This window comes from Pseudogemmobacter sp. TB195 (genome assembly GCF_058313095.1).
The window spans coordinates 60,860-76,119 of the sequence record NZ_JBZEGG010000030.1; the positions used below are offsets into that span (position 1 = coordinate 60,860).

Consider the following 15,260-nt stretch of genomic DNA (forward strand, 5'->3'; position numbering starts at 1 on the left):
CCGCAAATGAGGAGAGAAGCGCATGCCGACCCCGCGTGAGACCGTTCGCCGTACTCCCCCTAAACGCCGGCAGCGGCTCCGCGATCCGATACACGAGCATCGCAGTTTTCATCGCACGGAATCGAAGATCGCGGTCGCGGGGCATCCGATCCACGCCATGCTGGTCGCGTTCCCCATATCGCTTTGCGTCAGCACGCTCGGCGCGGATGCGCTTTACTGGTGGACCGGAGATCTGTTCTGGCCGCGCGCGGCGCTCTGGGCAGCGGGCGTTGGGTTCCTGATGGGTGTTCTTGCAGGTCTCGCCGGCACGGCAGAACTGCTGCTGGTGCCGGGGATCCGCATCCGGGCCGCCAGCTGGACGCATTTCATCCTCGCCGTGATGCTCCTCTCTGTGCTCGGCGCGAATTGGGGGATGCGGATTGCAGATCCGGCGCTCGCGGTGCTGCCCTGGGGCTTTCTCACATCGCTCCTCGCAACCGGGATGACCGCGATGACAGGCTGGCACGGGGGCAAGCTGGTGTTTGACTACGGGCTCGGGACGCAGAGTGATCATGGCGCGCCTCCTCGTGGTGACAGGAGCTGACCTGGGATCAGATCGCGCAGGAGCACGAGGTCGGGTTTGCTCAGCACCAGTGCCAGCACAATGCCGATCAGCGGCATGACGAGGATCAGCCCGGCAAGCGGCGCGGCCTGCCAGTGGCTGCGCTTTTCCTCGCCGGAGCGCTGAATCAGATGGCCAAACCAGACATGCACCAGCACCATAGCGGCCACGAATGCCAGTTTCGCCAAAAGCCATGGTTCATAGATCCGGGCTGCGAAGATCAGCATCGTTCCCGCCATGATCGTGACCAGGGCGGCAGGGGTTGCGAAACCGATATAGCCGATATGGGTAATCAGGCGGAAACGGGCATACTGGCGCTGGTTCCGCGCGCGGCCATGTGCATGCATCAGCAATGGTAAGGCGATCAGGCCCGCACACCAGCAGGCGAGGGCGGCGAGATGCAGGAATTTCAGTGCGGCGATCATGCCGCTTCCCCTTGCTGCCAGGCGCGTCTTGCGAGGAATGCCGCGACCATCGCCAGCGGCAGAAGACCGGGCACCCACATGATCAGCCCTGCGGCCTGCTGATCGGCCAGCGGCTCAACCCCCCAGGCGAGCGGGCCTGTGATATGCTCCGTATAAAGCAGCCGGTTTGAGAATGTCAGAACGGCCCCGATCAACCCCATGACACCGGCGAGTGCCCCGACCAGGGAGGCATTCACCAGCACCATGCCCGCATCGCGATCCGTCCATGAGAACACCGCTGCCCAGAAGACCCAGGCGGGCAGCACAAGGACAAATTGCATTAGCCAGTAAACCCATGTGATGTCCCAGGCGGCGCTGTAGATCGCAGGGATATGCCAAAGCACCAGCGCGGCAGCCGTGAGAAGGAATGCGAGTGGGGCCGACAACCGGCCCGCAGCCACCCGATGCAATGGCACCGCAAGCGCAAGAAGGGGCGCTGCGAGGCTGGCCAGGAGCAGATGGTGAAGTGCCCTCGCGCTGAACAGAGCCGTGGTCATGGCGCAAACTGGCGAGACAAAAGCCAGAACCAGCGCGGTCCATGCCATGAAGAAAACCCTGCGGTTCTCGGCATATAAAGTGCCACAGATCAGCGCGGTCATGAGTGCAAGAATTAGCAGAGGGTCAAAGTTCCAGCTGCTCAGGATCTCGCCGGGGTCAGGTGCAGGTCCACACCAGGGGGTCCGGTCGGGGGTGCCTGCACTGTCCATAACGGCGCTCTCCTGGAATACTGAAATGGCTCTGAATTAAGAGGGGCTCGGAATGTCACGTCCGGTTTCATTCGCGGATCTGCCCGGATCACCGCTGCCAGGCGTCAGCCTGAAGCTCCCGGCGCAAGGCGGGGAGCGAAATCGCTCCTGTCGCGGACAACGCCTCTTCGACGAGCAGCCGAAAATCCTCGGGAAAGCGCACCGAGACAGCAACGCAACCGCGCCGGAAGGCTTCGGCGTAGAGATCCGTATCGTCGTCCTGAATACCCAGGTCGACCAGGGCACCGAAGGACGCGCCGGCCAGCGCGCCGCCTGCGGCCCCTGTCAGGGCCGTCACCAGCCAGCCGCCTGCGGCGACCGGGCCCAGACCGGGTATGGCGATCAGACCAAGCCCCGCCAGCAGACCTGCGCTGCCGCCCACCGCCGCACCAAGTGCGCCTCCCGCTGCCGTTGCAGGCGCGGGCTCCGGGATCTGAGTCTGCCCGCCCGTCGCGGGATCATCTTCGATCCGCATGTCGCGGTAGTCTCGCAGCGCCTCACCACCAAGGATCGACGGCTCGATTGAGGGCCGGGCGAGCGCCTCGATATGCTCCACAGCACGCATTGCAGCGGCGTGGTCTTTGTAAAGTCGGGTAATCGCAGGCATAGCGTTCCTCCCTCCCGGGCACAGGCGCCCTTGTCGGCATAGGTGAGAGAACATCCGGAACCACGGTTTGTTCCGGAGACACCCGTTCCGGTGTCATTCGGTAGCCGACCGGCAGCGAAAGGTGGCGAAGAAGCGCCATCGCATGGGGTCGACGGGAACATAGCTGCTGATTGCAGGTTGGTTTCCTGTGCCGGGCATTCGTCCGGTGAGATTTCAGCCGGAGGACAACCCATGCCACATGGAGGCGAAGACCCCGATCTCCCCGTCACCCCCGTTCCGCCCGCAGGCCCGGATGTGCCGCAGGATCCCTCAGATCCGCCCGTTCAGGATCCGCGTCCGGGAAAACCTGGCCCGGACATCCCGCACCTTCCTGATGTCGGCGACCCAATTCCCGCGCCGGGCAAGCCCGAAGATCCGGTTGCGAGGTAAGTTGCGCGATCAGCACGCGGTGCACCACAAATCAGGAGGAACGATTATGCAAAGGTTCGTATCTGTTCTTGCGATTGGCATCTGCCTCGGAGTTCACACTCCGACTGTGGCTCAGGACAATCTTGAAGGCATCATTTCAGGTGTCGCGCAGAGCCTGCTTGTGCAGGAACTGGATCGTCAGGCGGGAGCCGAAGCCCGGCGAAGTGGGACGCTGAACAGCTGGCGTGCCTATTTGCAAAGGTTTCCTAATGGCGCCTATCGTGCCGAGGCCGAGCGCGAGATTGCCCGGTTTGGCGGTGGGGTCAAACCTGTCGAGCCGACACCTGCACCCACGCCCGGGCCTGCCGACAGTGCTAGCGCTGCAGAGGCTGCTCTGGCCCTCAGCCGCGACCAGCGCCGCCAGATCCAGGCCCAGCTGACTTCGCTGGGGTATGATGCCGGGGTCGCGGACGGCCTCTGGGGCCGCAAAACCCGCGAGGCGATCCGGAGCTGGCAATCGGCCAATAAGGTGAAGGTGAGCGGCTATGTCACCGCGCCTCAGGTGCGCCAGATTGCGCAGCAGGCCGGAACAGTATCGCCGCCCACAGACGACACCGCAATTGATGACCGGGCGGAGGAACGGCTCCTCGGTCTGACGGTGTCTGAGCGGCGGGATCTTCAGCGGCGCCTGACCCTTCTGGGCTACAATACCAGAGGGGCCGATGGGGTGCTTGGCCAGAACAGCCGGAACGCCATTCCGGCCTGGCAGCGTGATGAAGGGCTGCGGGCCAGCGGCTATATCACCGCCGATCAGCTGCGCGAGCTGCGCCGTCAGAGCGGTGGATGAGGCGGGCGCGGAAGTGATCCTGCGCCCGAATGCCAAAGTGAAAGGAGAGGAAGATGTTTCCCTGGCTTCGCCTTCTGCTCGTCCATCTCTGGGCGGCCTGCACTGCCGGAACGGTGGTGATCGGGGGTCTGGCGATGGGCTATTATGATGCCACGACCTTTTTCATCGCGGCCCTGGCCGGGCTGGCGCTTGGAGTACCTGCAGGTCTTCTGAACTGGGTCTGGCTGCGTCCCAGGCGGTCGCGTGAGATCGGTTGGACCTGGCCTGTCGCGCGTTTCATCCGCCAACGGGCATAGGTCCCGTCACAGTCCTGCGGCCAGCGGGGAAGTATTTCTGTGTTCCCGCCAGTGGGCTTCATACTGCCGCAACTGCACAGGCTCGCTCAAGTTTGGTCAGGTAATCTCTGCACCAGTTGAAGACATCGTGTTGGGCCAGCACGGTCGCCATAGCGGCCTGGCGTTCTTTCCGTTCATCGCGCGACATCGCGACTGCCTGAGTGATGGCGCGCGTGATGGTTTCTTCGTCATAAGGGTTTACCAGCAGCGCGCCTTCCCCCAACTCGGCGGCGGCCCCGGCAAACCGTGACAGGATCAGAACGCCCGGGTCTTCCGGGTCCTGGGCCGCCACATATTCCTTGGCCACGAGGTTCATGCCGTCCCGTAGGGGCGTCACCAGACCGACCCGTGCAATCCGGTAAAGACCTGCCAGCGTCTGCTGGCTGAAGGCCCGGTTTACGTAACGGACTGGCATCCAGTCAAGGCGGCTGTGCCTGCCGTTGATCTGGCCGGCAAGCCCCGCAACCTCCTGGCGCAGGGTGTCATATTCCGCAACACCCTCTCGCGTGTTCGGGGTCACCTGCAGATAGGTCACTCGTCCCAGCCATGCCGGGCTGGATTCCAGGAACTGTCCGAACGCATGCATCCGCTGTGGCAAACCTTTTGTGTAATCGAGCCGATCCACCCCCATGATCAGGGTCCGCCCCTCCAGCGAGGCGCGGAATTTGCGCATGGCGGCATTGCGGACAGCATTCCCCGCGCTGCGGCCGATCGCTGCGGTGTCGATGCTGATCGGAAAGGAGCCGACGAGGAGGCGCCGCTCCTGCGAGACATGTATCCCCGCCTCGCCCGGCACCGGCTGCGCTTGTCCGCTGCGGCTGAGGCACAGACTGAAATTCCCGCTATCAGGCTCGGTCTGAAAGCCCAGCAGGTCATAGCTGGTCATGGCATGCAGCAGCTTCTCGCCACCCGGAAGTGTGAGGAATACATCAGGGGCGGGCCAGGGAATATGCATGAAGAACCCGATCTGGTTCCGAATGCCGAGCCGCCGCAACTCTGCTGCAAGGGGGATCAGGTGATAATCATGGATCCAGATCAGATCATCGGGGCGGATCAGCGGCGCGAGGCGTTCTGCGAAAAAGCGATTGACGCGGAAATAACCCTCGGCGTCGCGCCGGCTGAAATCGGTCAGGTCAATGCGGTAATGGCACAAGGGCCAGAGCACGCTGTTCGCGAGGCCATTGTAATATTCGGAAAGATCGCGTTCGGACAGATCACTCAGGGCATAGGTGATCCGGCCTTCTTCATGCAAAGAAAGCGGGCCGGGTTCCTGGTCGCCCGAAGATTGCCCCGACCAGCCCATCCATATGCCGCCCCGCTCTTGCAACGCGGCTTGGACGGCCACTGCCAGCCCCCCCTGGGGCGGACGGTCTGGCGAGGGCACCCGGTTCGAGACGACGATCAGGCGGCTCACAGCACATCCTCCCAGCGGCGTGAAAGGGCCATGGCGGCGTTGATCAGCCCGACCATCGAATAGGTTTGCGGGAAGTTCCCCCAGAGTTCGCCGCTTTCGACATGGACACCCTCGGACAAGAGGCCCAGATGGTTCCTCCGCGCCAGCACATCGGCGAAAATATCCCGGGCCTCCTCTTTTCTGCCCGTGCGCACAAGCGCGTCTATCAGCCAGAAGGTGCAGGCGGTGAACGCGGTCTCCGGCGCGCCGAAATCATCGGAGCGGCGATAGCGGTAAAGGTGATTGCCATATCGCAGATCATCCTCACAGGCGGCCACGGTCGCCAGAAAGCGCGGATCATCCGACGCGATAAAGCCGGTCTGGGCCATCAATAACAGGCTCGCATCGACCTCATCGCCGCCGAACGACGCTGCGAAGCATCCGCGATCCGCATTCCAGCCACGTTGGAAGATCGCGCTGCGGATCTTTTCAGCGCTGGCTGACCAGCGCGCGGTCTCGGGCGCGAGGCCAAGTTTGTGCGCGATACGCGCCAGCCGGTCACAGGCTGCCCAGCACATCAGTGCGGAATGGGTATGGACCTCTGTTCTTGTGCGGAACTCCCATAACCCTGCATCGGGCTGGTCCCAACAGGCTTCCGCCTCCGCCCCCAGCCGTTCAAGGCGGCGAAACAATGCTTCATCGCCCATATCGGGCAGTCGTTCATCAAAGAAACACTGGATCGCGGCCAAGATGACCGAGCCGTAGCCGTCATTCTGCACCTGGGTAAACGCCGCATTGCCACGCCGGACGGGCCCATACCCGCGATAGCCGGGCAAAGCGGGGACGATATGCTCGTCGAGGACACGCTCCAGCCCGATGCCGAACAGAGGCTGCATATAGCCGCTGTCAGACCCGGCCGCGAGATTGGACACATAGGTCAGGTAGTTTTCCATCGTCAGGGTGGCGTTCAGGCTGTTTAACGCCTGGACGGTGAAGTAGCTGTCCCGAAGCCAGCAGAAGCGGTAATCCCAGGTCCGCCCGCTCGCACCATATTCGGGGATCGATGTGGTCAGCGCCGCGACAATCGCGCCGGTTTCCTCATTCGAGCAAAGCTTCAGCGTGATCGCGGAACGGATCACTACATCCTGGAAATCGGCGGGCAAGGCGAGGCTGCGCACCCAGCCATGCCAGTATTCCGTCGTCTCGCGCAGGAAGTGGCGGGCGATGGCCATTGGATGGTCTGAGAGGCTCTCATCGGGCCCCAGGATGAAGGCTTGCGGATGTTCCAGAAGGAACGCGGTCTCTGACAGAATGTAGTCCACCGGCGCGTCGGTGGTCAGGCGCAATATCTCTGGGCCGAGGATATAGCGGATATGGCTGGTGCCGCGCGTGATCATGGGGGCGCTGGCCCCGTAGCCAGATTGCGGCCGCAGGGAGACGGTAAGGCGCGGTGTGCCGCGCAGAGGCTCGATGATCCGCACTACGGAATAGCCCCGGAACATACGACCGTTGCGCATGAAGCGCGGTGCGAAATCGAGGATCCGCGCTTCGTTGCCATCTTCATCGGTGAGGATCGTTTCCAGAATGGCGGTATTACGCAGATACCGCTGGCGGCTCTCTTTCTGGCGGTCGAGCCGGAAGCGCCAGGCCCCGTCCCGCGCATTGACTTCACTGCCATCAGTACCGCGCAGCAAGCCACAAAACACCGGATCGCCATCCATGCGCGGGACACACATCCAGTCCAGCGCTCCGTCCCGGTCGATCAGGGCGGCAAGACTCGCATTGCCGATGATGCCATGATCAAGTCCGGGCCGGGCTGTGGTCGCGATTTCAGTCATGAGTTCTTTCTCCTGCGCCGGGAGTTCCGGCGAGCTGGCGCAGCCAGGCGCGGAAGGCGCCGGGCGTCGCAATGCGGGTTTTGGCCGCGCTCGGGGCACCATGGTCGCCTACGCGGATCGAGAGCCCACCCATGGTGTTGACCGCCTGAAACATCGCCTCGTCTGTGAGGTCATCTCCTGCCGCCACCGGGCAGCGGCCCCTGAACGGTGTCGAGGCCATAAAGTTCCTGAGGGCGGCACCTTTATCTGCGCTGGAAGGGCATAGTTCGACGACATATTTCCCTTCACGCAGCCGGTAACCCGGGCCGGCGATACCTGCAGCCTCAGCCATGAGGCTTTCCACTTTGCTGCGCAGACCGGGAGTCTTGCGATAATGCAACGCAAAGGCAGCGCCTTTATCCTCGGCCAGCAGCCCCGGATGCGCGGCGGTTTCCCTGAGCACCCGGGAAAAGGCTTCCCGGAGGGATGCGGTATTGGCCGGGGACGCGGCTATAGTCGACAGTCCGTTACCTGCTGCAGGCCCGGGTCGAAGCTCGGCCCCATGAAGCCCGGCCACGGTAAACAGGTGCGACGGGAACAGAGTATCAACAAATGCGACCTGGCGGCCCGTCACCAGCGCCAGAGCGCCTGAAGTGCGGGCCTCCAGCCGTATGAGCACTTCGATCAGCCCGGGTTCCGGCGCCACTTGCTCCCGCGTCGGGGCGAGATCAAGCAGCGTGCCGTCCAGATCCAGGAAAAGCGCAGGGCGAGCAGGATCGGACAGGACGGGATCAGAAGCGATCGGCTCGGATTCTTTTGCCGGACAATCCTTCGGGAGCGGTTTCTGAGCAAACCAGTCTGCTCCCGGCACAGCCTGTGGGTCTTCCTTAGTCATGGCGGGGATGTTGGACAATTCGCACCCAGGTTGCAAACCGCAGGGGCGGATCTTCGCTCGCCGGGCCTTCCCGGAGGTATCGGGGACAGTCAACATGGCAGGCGGATATCGCGGGCAGACTGCATTTATCGGAAGCGGAAGATCGCCGCATCAGGGTCTTCCTTTCCCGCTATTGAAGCCGCCATCATCTGGGCTGCGATGACCGAGAATGTGATGCCATTGCCACCATATCCCATTGCGGCATAACATCGGTCATAGCCCGGGACGCGGTCGATGATCGGCAAGCCGTCATCAGTTACGCTGAAAGGCGCCGACCAAGTGCAGGCCGGCTTGCCGATCCTTACCCCGGTCAGATCCTGCAATTTCTGTGCGATGATCTTCGCCTTGCGCGTCAGCTTTGCGGGATCGGAATTGGTGTCGGAGGCATCTTCGTCTTCGCCGCCGGCGATAATGCGCCCGGCTTCGTCGCTGCGAAAGTAGAGATAGGGGTCGGCTGCCTCCCATACGATTGTGTCCCGCATCCACCCCGGCAAATCGGCAATCGGACGAGAGGCAAGCGCCCAGGTCGAAGTGACATGATGCGATGCCGTTTTCATCTGGGGCAGATATTCATAGCCGGTGCAGAAAACAGCATGCCCGGCGACCAGTACTTCTCCCTTGCGGGTTGCAAGGGCGACACCCGAGGGCAATTCCGCCATGTCGGTGATCTCAACTGGCGAGACGATGTGCGCCTTTCGCGCCAATGCCGCCCGCAAAAGCTCCGCCGTCAGTTGCGCAGGGTTGGCCGAAGCGGAATCCCGCGACAGGATTGCCGCCCTGCGATTCATGCCGAAACGGTTGATCAGATCACCGCGTGCCAGATAGTCAGCATGAATCCCTGCCGCTTCACGGGCTTCCGCTTCGCTTTTAAGCGCCCTTGCGCCCATCTCGTCTCCGGCGAGGTATAGGGCAGGTTTACTGCGCATCCCGCAATCGAGCTTCAACTGCCTCGACAATGCCACCAGATCCAACACCGCCCTGACAGAACGCCGCCAGGCACGCTCCGCCTGGTCTTTTCCGATTTTGCGGCTCAGCCGCGTCAGGGGGGTGTCGATCTCATGCTGGATCATGGCGGTGGAGGCCGGGGTGGAGCCTCGCACCGGAGCGCGCCGGTCGAGAATAAGCACAGACTTTCCAGCCCGTGTCAGCGCCTCTGCCATCAGCGCTCCGGAAATGCCAGCACCGATCACGATCACGTCGAAGCGCTCGCGGGGCAGGGTTTTCGCGGCAGAAACCGTGGAATGAGGGGTTCTGACCCAGACAGGCGTTCCAATCCGCAGATCGTCTTTGCGGGTCAGCGCATCGTAAGAGCTGGGCATCCCGGCCATCTGTTTCCTCACTCAAAGGAGATCTTCGGACGCGCGGATGCCTGTTACCGCCAGGTCCGTCTGCCGCGGTCATGGACGGACAGTCAAAAGCGACGGCCCGCACATCCAGAAGTGCGGGCCGCGCAATGACCGGAAGAGGGAGGGAAACCTCATCCGGTCATATGTCAGCGACGATGATTGCTGGTGGCATTCCCGCCCAGCACATAGCCTGCAATCAGCCCAAGAAGGCCAATGCCGACTAGGACGGTGGAAGTTGTCACTGGGTTCTCCCTGGCGACGTCCGCAGCAATATGTGCCTGGTCACGGGCACGGGTTGCGACAGCGCGCAGTCGTCCCTTGCCGTTCTCATAGGCGCCTTCGGCAGTCTCAACTGCATCTGAACCGCGGGATGAGACGGTCTTGCTGATCCGCGCCACTTCGGATTTCAGGGCGTCAATTTGCTTTTCCAGGTTTGCGCGAATGTCTTCGAAAGCATCAGCCATCAGATCGCTCCTTGTCTTGTTGGTGGTAAACCAGTGATCCTGCTCAAGGTTCCGGCGCCGGTATCTGTGCCAATGTCCTAGGCGGGATGCAGCCAGTTTATCGACTGCGATCCTGACCGGGTCGCCGGGGTGGGTTCCGGAACCGCCAGTTCGCAGTCCCGGAAGGGGGTGTTTTACAGTCGATAGCTGAGGCCGCCGAAGAGACGCCCTTCATCACGATGTCTGCCACCCCGGACTGCACCCGCCATGGCTGCCGCTCCGGCGACCAGAGCGGCAGCCGTCAGGATAAACGCCGTGAGGATCGCACTGACCCGGGCGGTCTCAGCCGCGTCGCGGGCAGCGGTTTCGGCTTCGTCTGCCAACCTGCCTGCCTCCGTCCGGATCTCTTGCGCCGATGCGATGGCCGCATCGACGCGCGCTTCGACTTCAACTTGCTCAACGCCGCTCAGCCTTGCGGTCGCACCAATCAGATAGTCGCGGTCAGCTTCACTGACCTCACCGCTCAGCGCTATACCTGAAAGGATCGATGCGCTCTGTCGTGTCAGTTCGGACGGATCCTCTGCCGGGGTGGACGGGACAACTGTCCCCGGTGCAACCGGAGTGTCAGCGGCGGCGGGTGCCGTCGTGGAAAGCACCGGTCGGCCAAGCGTGTCACTGATCCGGTCAATCGCAGAGGAGATGGCCTCCTCCGGCACTGCAGATCCGAGGCCCTGAGCCGCACCGCCAAGCGCGGCCCCGGCGGCCTGGGTTGCGCCACCCACGACTTGTCCTCCGGTGGTTGCTGCTGTGCTGAGGGCTGCGGCGGCCATCCAGGCGGTCACAAGCATACCGAGGGCCCAAACCACCAACCCGTTGATCCCGTCACGTGCGGCAATCTCATCTGCGGTGATGGTTTCCACCCGCCGGCGCATGCGGCCGGTGATGTAACCGCCCGCCAGATAACTGAGCACAAGGGTGATCACGAGCCACAAACCCGTCACGATGATCCAAAGGCTGAAAGACCCTTCACCCCGCTCTGCCGAGATCGTGGAAAGCCCGAGCGCGGCACCAAAGGTCATGAAGAGCCCGGCAATCGCGGCTGCGACGACAGCTCCGGCGATCACCGCGGCCCAGTCGACGAGAGGCCCGCCGATATTCGACGCGGGCACGGGGGTGAGAGTTTCTGAGTGTTCCATGGCCATCCCCTCACCGCAGACCTAGGAGTGACAGGATCGCAAGAACGACCACGACGAGGCCAACGAGATAAATGATGCTGTGCATAACAACTCTCCGACAGGTGAACAGGCTGCGCGTCACCGCGCATCCGACAGGTCAGAACCGGCAGATCACGCGAATGTTCCAAGGCGTGGCCTGTGGAGCGGGAACAGACCGGCCTCAGGTTAGTTCAGCAGCCGAGAGCAACAGGAGGACGTTATGTCGACAGCCGTTGAACTGGAGAGCAAGCTCTGGAGCGCATTGCGCTCGGACCGTGTGGTGATGCTGGGACTTGCGGGCAAGGATGATGGCCATACACGCCCCATGACCGCAATCGTGGAGGATGAGAACCGGGGGCCGATCTGGTTTTTCACGAGCACGGATAACGAGATTGTCACAGCTGGAGGGGGCCGTGCCGTCGCGGCCTTCGTCTCGAAAGGCCATGACTTGTTTGCCACGATCCATGGCCGACTGAGTATCGAAACCGATCCAGCGATGGTAGAGCGGCATTGGAACGGCATGGTTGCTGCGTGGTTTGACGGCCAGAACGACCCAAAGTTGCGCCTTTTGCGTCTGGATCCGGAAGGTGCGCAAATCTGGGAGAATGCCTCTTCCATCCTGGCAGGCGTAAAGGCACTTTTTGGGGCAGATCCGCGGGAGGATTACAAGGAGAAGACGGCAGCAGTTCCCCTGCGGTGACACGGTCTAAGATGCGGCGGGCAAAAACCCCTGTACTACCACCGGAGGGCAACAGGCCTCACGATATCCTTTCAAATGTTCGTGTCGGCGCTTCGGCTAATTCTGTTCATCTCACCGATAGGGGCGATATCCGCGTGGAGATGAGGCCTACGGTCGCTTTTGCGCCCTTATGCTGCAACATCATCAGTCAGTAGGGCCTGATCCGTACCGGCTTGGAAAAGCTGAGACAGCGATCAGTTCGCAGTCGTTGCCGCCTTGAGGTCTGTAAGGCCGATCATCAGCGTCATCGGGTCAAGCGGTGAGGGATCAAAGCCAAGCCGCTCATAGAATTCCCGTGCGCCTTCGTTGAGCGCATGAACCAGCAGGCCACGGATGCCGATCAGGTCTGCCGCCTGGAGCACACGATACGCGGCATCCCGGATGAGCGCGCGCCCGAGACCCTTGGACTGGAAACCCAGATCCACGGCCAGTCGGCCGAGCACGACGACCGGGATCGGATCGGGCATATTGCGTCGAAAGCGACCGGATGTTTCGTTCGCCGTGACGGCGCTGGAGGCGAGAGCGTAGTATGCGACAACACTACGACCCTCACACACGACAAACGTTCGCGATGCGCCGGAAGCCTGGTTCGCAAGAGCGCGGCGTCGTAGCCAGTGATCAAGCGCCTCTTCACCGGAACTGAACCCGGTAATGCCGTGATCGGTGGTCAGCGGCTCAGGTGCGGAAAGACTCACGCCTTGTCCCACGGGGCAGCTGTGTTCATGGTTTTCCGGAGCCGGTCATTGGGTGCGGGCTGCGCATCGAGGCGCGACATGAAGGCAGCATAGGCCTCGGGCGAAACTGAAATGATCGCACGATCCAGCAGAGCGTCCTCGGCGGCTGCGCGGGCAGCGTCCAGCACGAAGTCTGTCCGGTTTTTCCCGCGCGCTTGCGCCGCCCTGTCAATCAGACTGCGGTCTTCCGGGCGGATCCTGAGGTTCAGAACTTCGCGCTTGCTGATTGGGGTGTCCGGTGCGGGCATCATGTGATCTCCTTGCGCGATCAATATGGGCATGATTTCTGTAGTGTCAATGTCATTACGACTGCTGCGACGGCAGCCGGCAGCCAAGGGCAAGGCGTTTTTCGCTCGCGGCGAGGGGAGCGCCGCTCGTATCAGTGTTCTGAATCGTTCAGGCCCCTAAGATTCCAAACTGTCGTTGGACGCAGAGTGGCCATTGATGCGATGCTCCAAGCATGGATGAACCCGTTCACCTTCAGCGGATCGACCCCGAGCGCAACATGCGCCGCTTTTATGCGGCTGAAATCCAGCCGACCCTGTTTGGCGGGGTCTCGGTTGTGCGGCGTTGGGGACGCATCGGCGGGCCGGGTCGGGTGATGCTTGAGACCTTCGATCATACGGAGGAGGTTCAGGCGGCACTGATGAAGCTTGTCACCGCAACGCAACGGCGCGGCTATCGCGTGCAAGCCGGATGACAGCCTGAGGCGGGCACACTCCTCCTGACGGCCGCTCATTCGGCATTTAAACATCCATACTTTGATGCTATGGATCGAAATACCATAACATAGAGAAGTGAAGGATGTCCTCTCTCCGTGTCGAAAAGGTCCTGCGCCAATTGGGGCAGGACATACAGGTCGCCCGCAAGAAGCGCCGCATCCCGGTGAAAGATTTTGCGGCGCGGATCGGTGTGGCCGAGGGAACCGTGATCCGGCTGGAAAAGGGTGAGCCCGGCACCCGGCTCGAAACGCTCGCCATGGCACTGCTGGCGCTCGGAGAGCTGCCGCGGCTGGAAGGATTACTGGATCCCGCCAGTGACGAAACCGGATTGATGATCGACCATGCCAATCTGCCCAAACGGATCGGGCGGGGCCGCAAACCAGTTACGGGCACCGCAATCCTGCCGGTCAGTGGCCAGGACAGCGACGAAGGGACGGCCTTCTGATGCCGGAAGCCATCGTCGCGCTCGGGGAGCAGAAGATCGAGGTCGGGCGGCTGCATTTCGAAAGCGATGGCCGCCGTCAGCATTCGACTTTCCTCTACAGCCCCGGCTGGCTGCGCAATGCCGGGGCCTTCGCTCTGGCCCCGGGTCTGCCGCTCGGCCCAGGCCCGATCCATGCCAGCGGGCAGGCAGACACGCGGGATGCCTTGCCGGGTGCCTTCGCGGATGCGGCGCCAGACAGCTGGGGCCGCCGTTTGATGGCCCGCACGCTGGGCGAAGGGCTGTCGGAGTTCGATTATCTGGTGCGCTCGGATGATGTCACCCGGCAAGGTGCGCTGCGGTTTCTGGATGAGCGGATGCAGCCGCTGTCGCAGATGACCGATCCGGTGCCGCGCCGGCTGGATATCGAGGAGATCCGCTCGATTGCCGCCCGCTATGAGCGTGACCCGCTCGGCGCGGCCGAGGAGGCACGCATCCTGGCCGGGGCAGGGGGCTCATTGGGGGGCGCGCGACCCAAGGCGAATGTGATTGACGGCGATCAGCTCTGGATCGCCAAGTTCACCGCCGTGGGCGACACTTGGCCCGTGGAGCGCGCTGAAGTGGCAATCCTCAACTTGGGCCGTGCCCTCGGGCTGAATACGGCGGTGGCAGAGCTCGCGCTGCCGCGCAGCGAGGCGCCGGTGGCGCTGATCCGGCGCTTTGACCGCCGGGGGCAGGGGCGCATTCCCTATATCTCGGCTCGGACGGCACTGCAGGTGCAGGGCATGACGCCCGGCTACTATACTGACATCGCCGATGTAATCCGCGAGATCTCGGTCGACGCGCTGGCCGATCTGCGTGAGCTCTGGCGGCGGATGGTCTTCTCGATCCTGGTGAACAACACCGACGATCACCTGAAGAACCACGGCTTTCTCTATGTCCGGGAAAATCGGTGGCGGCTTGCCCCCGCCTTCGACATCAATGCGCAGGCGCGGCGTCAGCCGCAGATGGAAACCGGGATCAGCCCGCTGAGCGGTTTTGAGCCCTCGGTGGAGGCTGCTGTGGAAGCGGCCCCCTTCTTCGAGATCCCGGTGGACGAAGCGCGTCAGCTGGCGCGTGACCTTGCCGATGGGATCTCAAAGCAGTGGCGTGCGCACTTCCAGAGCCAGGGAGTGAAGGGCGCTGCAGCTTCAGCATACACGGCGGCGTTCGAGCACGAGCAGATGGAGGTTGCGCTGCGCTTGGCGCCGTGATGGTTCGGTTGCACATGTCGCTCTCCATCAGATCGGTCTGCCGGTTCTGACCACATAGCCGTCTGCACAAGTCGGACTTGATCCGACATGCTGCCAGCACGGGTTCAGGCCGACGCGGGTCACCTTGCGCAGGCATCCTTTTGCACATCTCTCGCTTCCGCTAGCAATTGTGTCTATTGATTGAGCTGTTGACGCCATACCTCTCCTGTTTTCAGGATTGCATTTGCGATGGTGAT

General features: G+C 62.5%; 18 protein-coding genes. 7 read left to right on the forward strand and 11 right to left on the reverse strand.

The features are described 5' to 3' along the window. The first annotated feature begins 22 nt into the window (after nucleotides 1-22). The gene (locus AC4FS3_RS24350) at nucleotides 23-583 is read left to right on the forward strand and encodes a DUF2231 domain-containing protein (protein WP_491022659.1); all 561 of its coding nucleotides are present in this window, start codon (nucleotides 23-25) and stop codon (nucleotides 581-583) included. Here the strand turns inward: AC4FS3_RS24350 and AC4FS3_RS24355 are convergent. From AC4FS3_RS24355 to AC4FS3_RS24365, 3 genes are all read right to left on the reverse strand, one after another. Beyond that, nucleotides 550-1,026, reverse strand: coding sequence for a CopD family protein (locus tag AC4FS3_RS24355; protein WP_491022660.1), 477 nt, complete (start codon nucleotides 1,024-1,026; stop codon nucleotides 550-552). The genes AC4FS3_RS24350 and AC4FS3_RS24355 overlap by 34 nt on opposite strands. After that, a complete protein-coding gene (locus tag AC4FS3_RS24360; protein ID WP_491022661.1) occupies nucleotides 1,023-1,772 on the reverse strand; it encodes a cytochrome c oxidase assembly protein in 750 nt (249 codons plus the stop codon). The genes AC4FS3_RS24355 and AC4FS3_RS24360 overlap by 4 nt, the downstream gene beginning before the upstream one ends. A gap of 88 nt (nucleotides 1,773-1,860) precedes the next feature. Then, nucleotides 1,861-2,418, reverse strand: a complete 558-nt coding sequence (locus AC4FS3_RS24365) for a hypothetical protein (RefSeq protein WP_491022662.1) — start codon at nucleotides 2,416-2,418, stop codon at nucleotides 1,861-1,863. A gap of 475 nt (nucleotides 2,419-2,893) precedes the next feature. Here AC4FS3_RS24365 and AC4FS3_RS24370 point away from each other — a divergent pair, with 475 nt between their 5' ends. Further along, nucleotides 2,894-3,673, forward strand: coding sequence for a peptidoglycan-binding domain-containing protein (locus AC4FS3_RS24370; RefSeq protein ID WP_491022663.1), 780 nt, complete (start codon nucleotides 2,894-2,896; stop codon nucleotides 3,671-3,673). A gap of 53 nt (nucleotides 3,674-3,726) precedes the next feature. Further along, nucleotides 3,727-3,969 carry a hypothetical protein gene (locus AC4FS3_RS24375; protein WP_491022664.1) on the forward strand — a complete coding sequence of 81 codons (243 nt, stop codon included), beginning with the start codon at nucleotides 3,727-3,729 and terminating at the stop codon, nucleotides 3,967-3,969. 58 nt (nucleotides 3,970-4,027) lie between these two features. Here the strand turns inward: AC4FS3_RS24375 and AC4FS3_RS24380 are convergent, their stop codons facing one another. The 6 genes from AC4FS3_RS24380 to AC4FS3_RS24405 all read right to left on the reverse strand — a co-directional run bounded on the left by AC4FS3_RS24380 (nucleotide 4,028) and on the right by AC4FS3_RS24405 (nucleotide 11,137). Continuing rightward, nucleotides 4,028-5,422: an alpha,alpha-trehalose-phosphate synthase (UDP-forming) gene (locus AC4FS3_RS24380; protein ID WP_491022665.1), complete on the reverse strand. Its 1,395-nt coding sequence runs from the start codon at nucleotides 5,420-5,422 to the stop codon at nucleotides 4,028-4,030. Next, entirely contained in the window at nucleotides 5,419-7,239 is a 1,821-nt protein-coding gene (locus AC4FS3_RS24385; protein ID WP_491022666.1) for a glycoside hydrolase family 15 protein, read from the reverse strand. Before AC4FS3_RS24385 ends, AC4FS3_RS24380 begins: the two co-directional genes overlap by 4 nt. Further along, complete coding sequence (gene otsB / locus AC4FS3_RS24390; protein ID WP_491022667.1) at nucleotides 7,232-8,209, reverse strand: trehalose-phosphatase; 978 nt, start codon at nucleotides 8,207-8,209, stop codon at nucleotides 7,232-7,234. Before otsB ends, AC4FS3_RS24385 begins: the two co-directional genes overlap by 8 nt. Nucleotides 8,210-8,238: 29 nt before the next feature. After that, a complete protein-coding gene (locus AC4FS3_RS24395) occupies nucleotides 8,239-9,480 on the reverse strand; it encodes an NAD(P)/FAD-dependent oxidoreductase (RefSeq protein WP_491022668.1) in 1,242 nt (413 codons plus the stop codon). A 164-nt stretch (nucleotides 9,481-9,644) separates the two neighbouring features. Further along, the gene (locus tag AC4FS3_RS24400) at nucleotides 9,645-9,962 is read right to left on the reverse strand and encodes a hypothetical protein (RefSeq protein ID WP_491022669.1); all 318 of its coding nucleotides are present in this window, start codon (nucleotides 9,960-9,962) and stop codon (nucleotides 9,645-9,647) included. Between the two features lie 173 nt (nucleotides 9,963-10,135). Next, entirely contained in the window at nucleotides 10,136-11,137 is a 1,002-nt protein-coding gene (locus AC4FS3_RS24405) for a hypothetical protein (protein ID WP_491022670.1), read from the reverse strand. A 238-nt stretch (nucleotides 11,138-11,375) separates the two neighbouring features. Here AC4FS3_RS24405 and AC4FS3_RS24410 point away from each other — a divergent pair, with 238 nt between their 5' ends. Continuing rightward, on the forward strand, nucleotides 11,376-11,855 hold the full coding sequence (locus tag AC4FS3_RS24410) for a pyridoxamine 5'-phosphate oxidase family protein (RefSeq protein WP_491022671.1): 480 nt from the start codon (nucleotides 11,376-11,378) through the stop codon (nucleotides 11,853-11,855). A 233-nt stretch (nucleotides 11,856-12,088) separates the two neighbouring features. Here AC4FS3_RS24410 and AC4FS3_RS24415 read toward each other — a convergent pair whose 3' ends face one another. Together AC4FS3_RS24415 and AC4FS3_RS24420 are read right to left on the reverse strand one after the other, a co-directional pair. Further along, nucleotides 12,089-12,589 (reverse strand): GNAT family N-acetyltransferase, encoded by a 501-nt coding sequence (locus AC4FS3_RS24415; protein ID WP_491022672.1) that lies wholly within the window; start codon nucleotides 12,587-12,589, stop codon nucleotides 12,089-12,091. Further along, nucleotides 12,586-12,879, reverse strand: a complete 294-nt coding sequence (locus AC4FS3_RS24420) for a type II toxin-antitoxin system TacA family antitoxin (protein WP_491022673.1) — start codon at nucleotides 12,877-12,879, stop codon at nucleotides 12,586-12,588. Before AC4FS3_RS24420 ends, AC4FS3_RS24415 begins: the two co-directional genes overlap by 4 nt. Before the next feature lie 209 nt (nucleotides 12,880-13,088). Here AC4FS3_RS24420 and AC4FS3_RS24425 point away from each other — a divergent pair, with 209 nt between their 5' ends. From AC4FS3_RS24425 to AC4FS3_RS24435, 3 genes are all read left to right on the forward strand, one after another. Next, the gene (locus AC4FS3_RS24425) at nucleotides 13,089-13,328 is read left to right on the forward strand and encodes a WGR domain-containing protein (RefSeq protein ID WP_491022674.1); all 240 of its coding nucleotides are present in this window, start codon (nucleotides 13,089-13,091) and stop codon (nucleotides 13,326-13,328) included. 104 nt (nucleotides 13,329-13,432) lie between these two features. Beyond that, nucleotides 13,433-13,795 (forward strand): helix-turn-helix domain-containing protein, encoded by a 363-nt coding sequence (locus AC4FS3_RS24430; RefSeq protein ID WP_491022675.1) that lies wholly within the window; start codon nucleotides 13,433-13,435, stop codon nucleotides 13,793-13,795. Next, the gene (locus AC4FS3_RS24435) at nucleotides 13,795-15,024 is read left to right on the forward strand and encodes a type II toxin-antitoxin system HipA family toxin (protein ID WP_491022676.1); all 1,230 of its coding nucleotides are present in this window, start codon (nucleotides 13,795-13,797) and stop codon (nucleotides 15,022-15,024) included. Before AC4FS3_RS24430 ends, AC4FS3_RS24435 begins: the two co-directional genes overlap by 1 nt. Nucleotides 15,025-15,260: the final 236 nt, after the last annotated feature.

What these genes read in the sequence shown, in the direction of transcription:
- AC4FS3_RS24350 (WP_491022659.1), top strand. Translation starts at nt 23, where the DNA reads ATGCCGACCCCGCGTGAGACCGTTCGCCGTACTCCCCCTAAACGCCGG.
- AC4FS3_RS24355 (WP_491022660.1), bottom strand. Translation starts at nt 1,026, where the DNA reads ATGATCGCCGCACTGAAATTCCTGCATCTCGCCGCCCTCGCCTGCTGG.
- AC4FS3_RS24360 (WP_491022661.1), bottom strand. Translation starts at nt 1,772, where the DNA reads ATGGACAGTGCAGGCACCCCCGACCGGACCCCCTGGTGTGGACCTGCA.
- AC4FS3_RS24365 (WP_491022662.1), bottom strand. Translation starts at nt 2,418, where the DNA reads ATGCCTGCGATTACCCGACTTTACAAAGACCACGCCGCTGCAATGCGT.
- AC4FS3_RS24370 (WP_491022663.1), top strand. Translation starts at nt 2,894, where the DNA reads ATGCAAAGGTTCGTATCTGTTCTTGCGATTGGCATCTGCCTCGGAGTT.
- AC4FS3_RS24375 (WP_491022664.1), top strand. Translation starts at nt 3,727, where the DNA reads ATGTTTCCCTGGCTTCGCCTTCTGCTCGTCCATCTCTGGGCGGCCTGC.
- AC4FS3_RS24385 (WP_491022666.1), bottom strand. Translation starts at nt 7,239, where the DNA reads ATGACTGAAATCGCGACCACAGCCCGGCCCGGACTTGATCATGGCATC.
- otsB (WP_491022667.1), bottom strand. Translation starts at nt 8,209, where the DNA reads ATGTTGACTGTCCCCGATACCTCCGGGAAGGCCCGGCGAGCGAAGATC.
- AC4FS3_RS24395 (WP_491022668.1), bottom strand. Translation starts at nt 9,480, where the DNA reads ATGGCCGGGATGCCCAGCTCTTACGATGCGCTGACCCGCAAAGACGAT.
- AC4FS3_RS24400 (WP_491022669.1), bottom strand. Translation starts at nt 9,962, where the DNA reads ATGGCTGATGCTTTCGAAGACATTCGCGCAAACCTGGAAAAGCAAATT.
- AC4FS3_RS24405 (WP_491022670.1), bottom strand. Translation starts at nt 11,137, where the DNA reads ATGGAACACTCAGAAACTCTCACCCCCGTGCCCGCGTCGAATATCGGC.
- AC4FS3_RS24410 (WP_491022671.1), top strand. Translation starts at nt 11,376, where the DNA reads ATGTCGACAGCCGTTGAACTGGAGAGCAAGCTCTGGAGCGCATTGCGC.
- AC4FS3_RS24420 (WP_491022673.1), bottom strand. Translation starts at nt 12,879, where the DNA reads ATGATGCCCGCACCGGACACCCCAATCAGCAAGCGCGAAGTTCTGAAC.
- AC4FS3_RS24425 (WP_491022674.1), top strand. Translation starts at nt 13,089, where the DNA reads ATGGATGAACCCGTTCACCTTCAGCGGATCGACCCCGAGCGCAACATG.
- AC4FS3_RS24430 (WP_491022675.1), top strand. Translation starts at nt 13,433, where the DNA reads ATGTCCTCTCTCCGTGTCGAAAAGGTCCTGCGCCAATTGGGGCAGGAC.
- AC4FS3_RS24435 (WP_491022676.1), top strand. Translation starts at nt 13,795, where the DNA reads ATGCCGGAAGCCATCGTCGCGCTCGGGGAGCAGAAGATCGAGGTCGGG.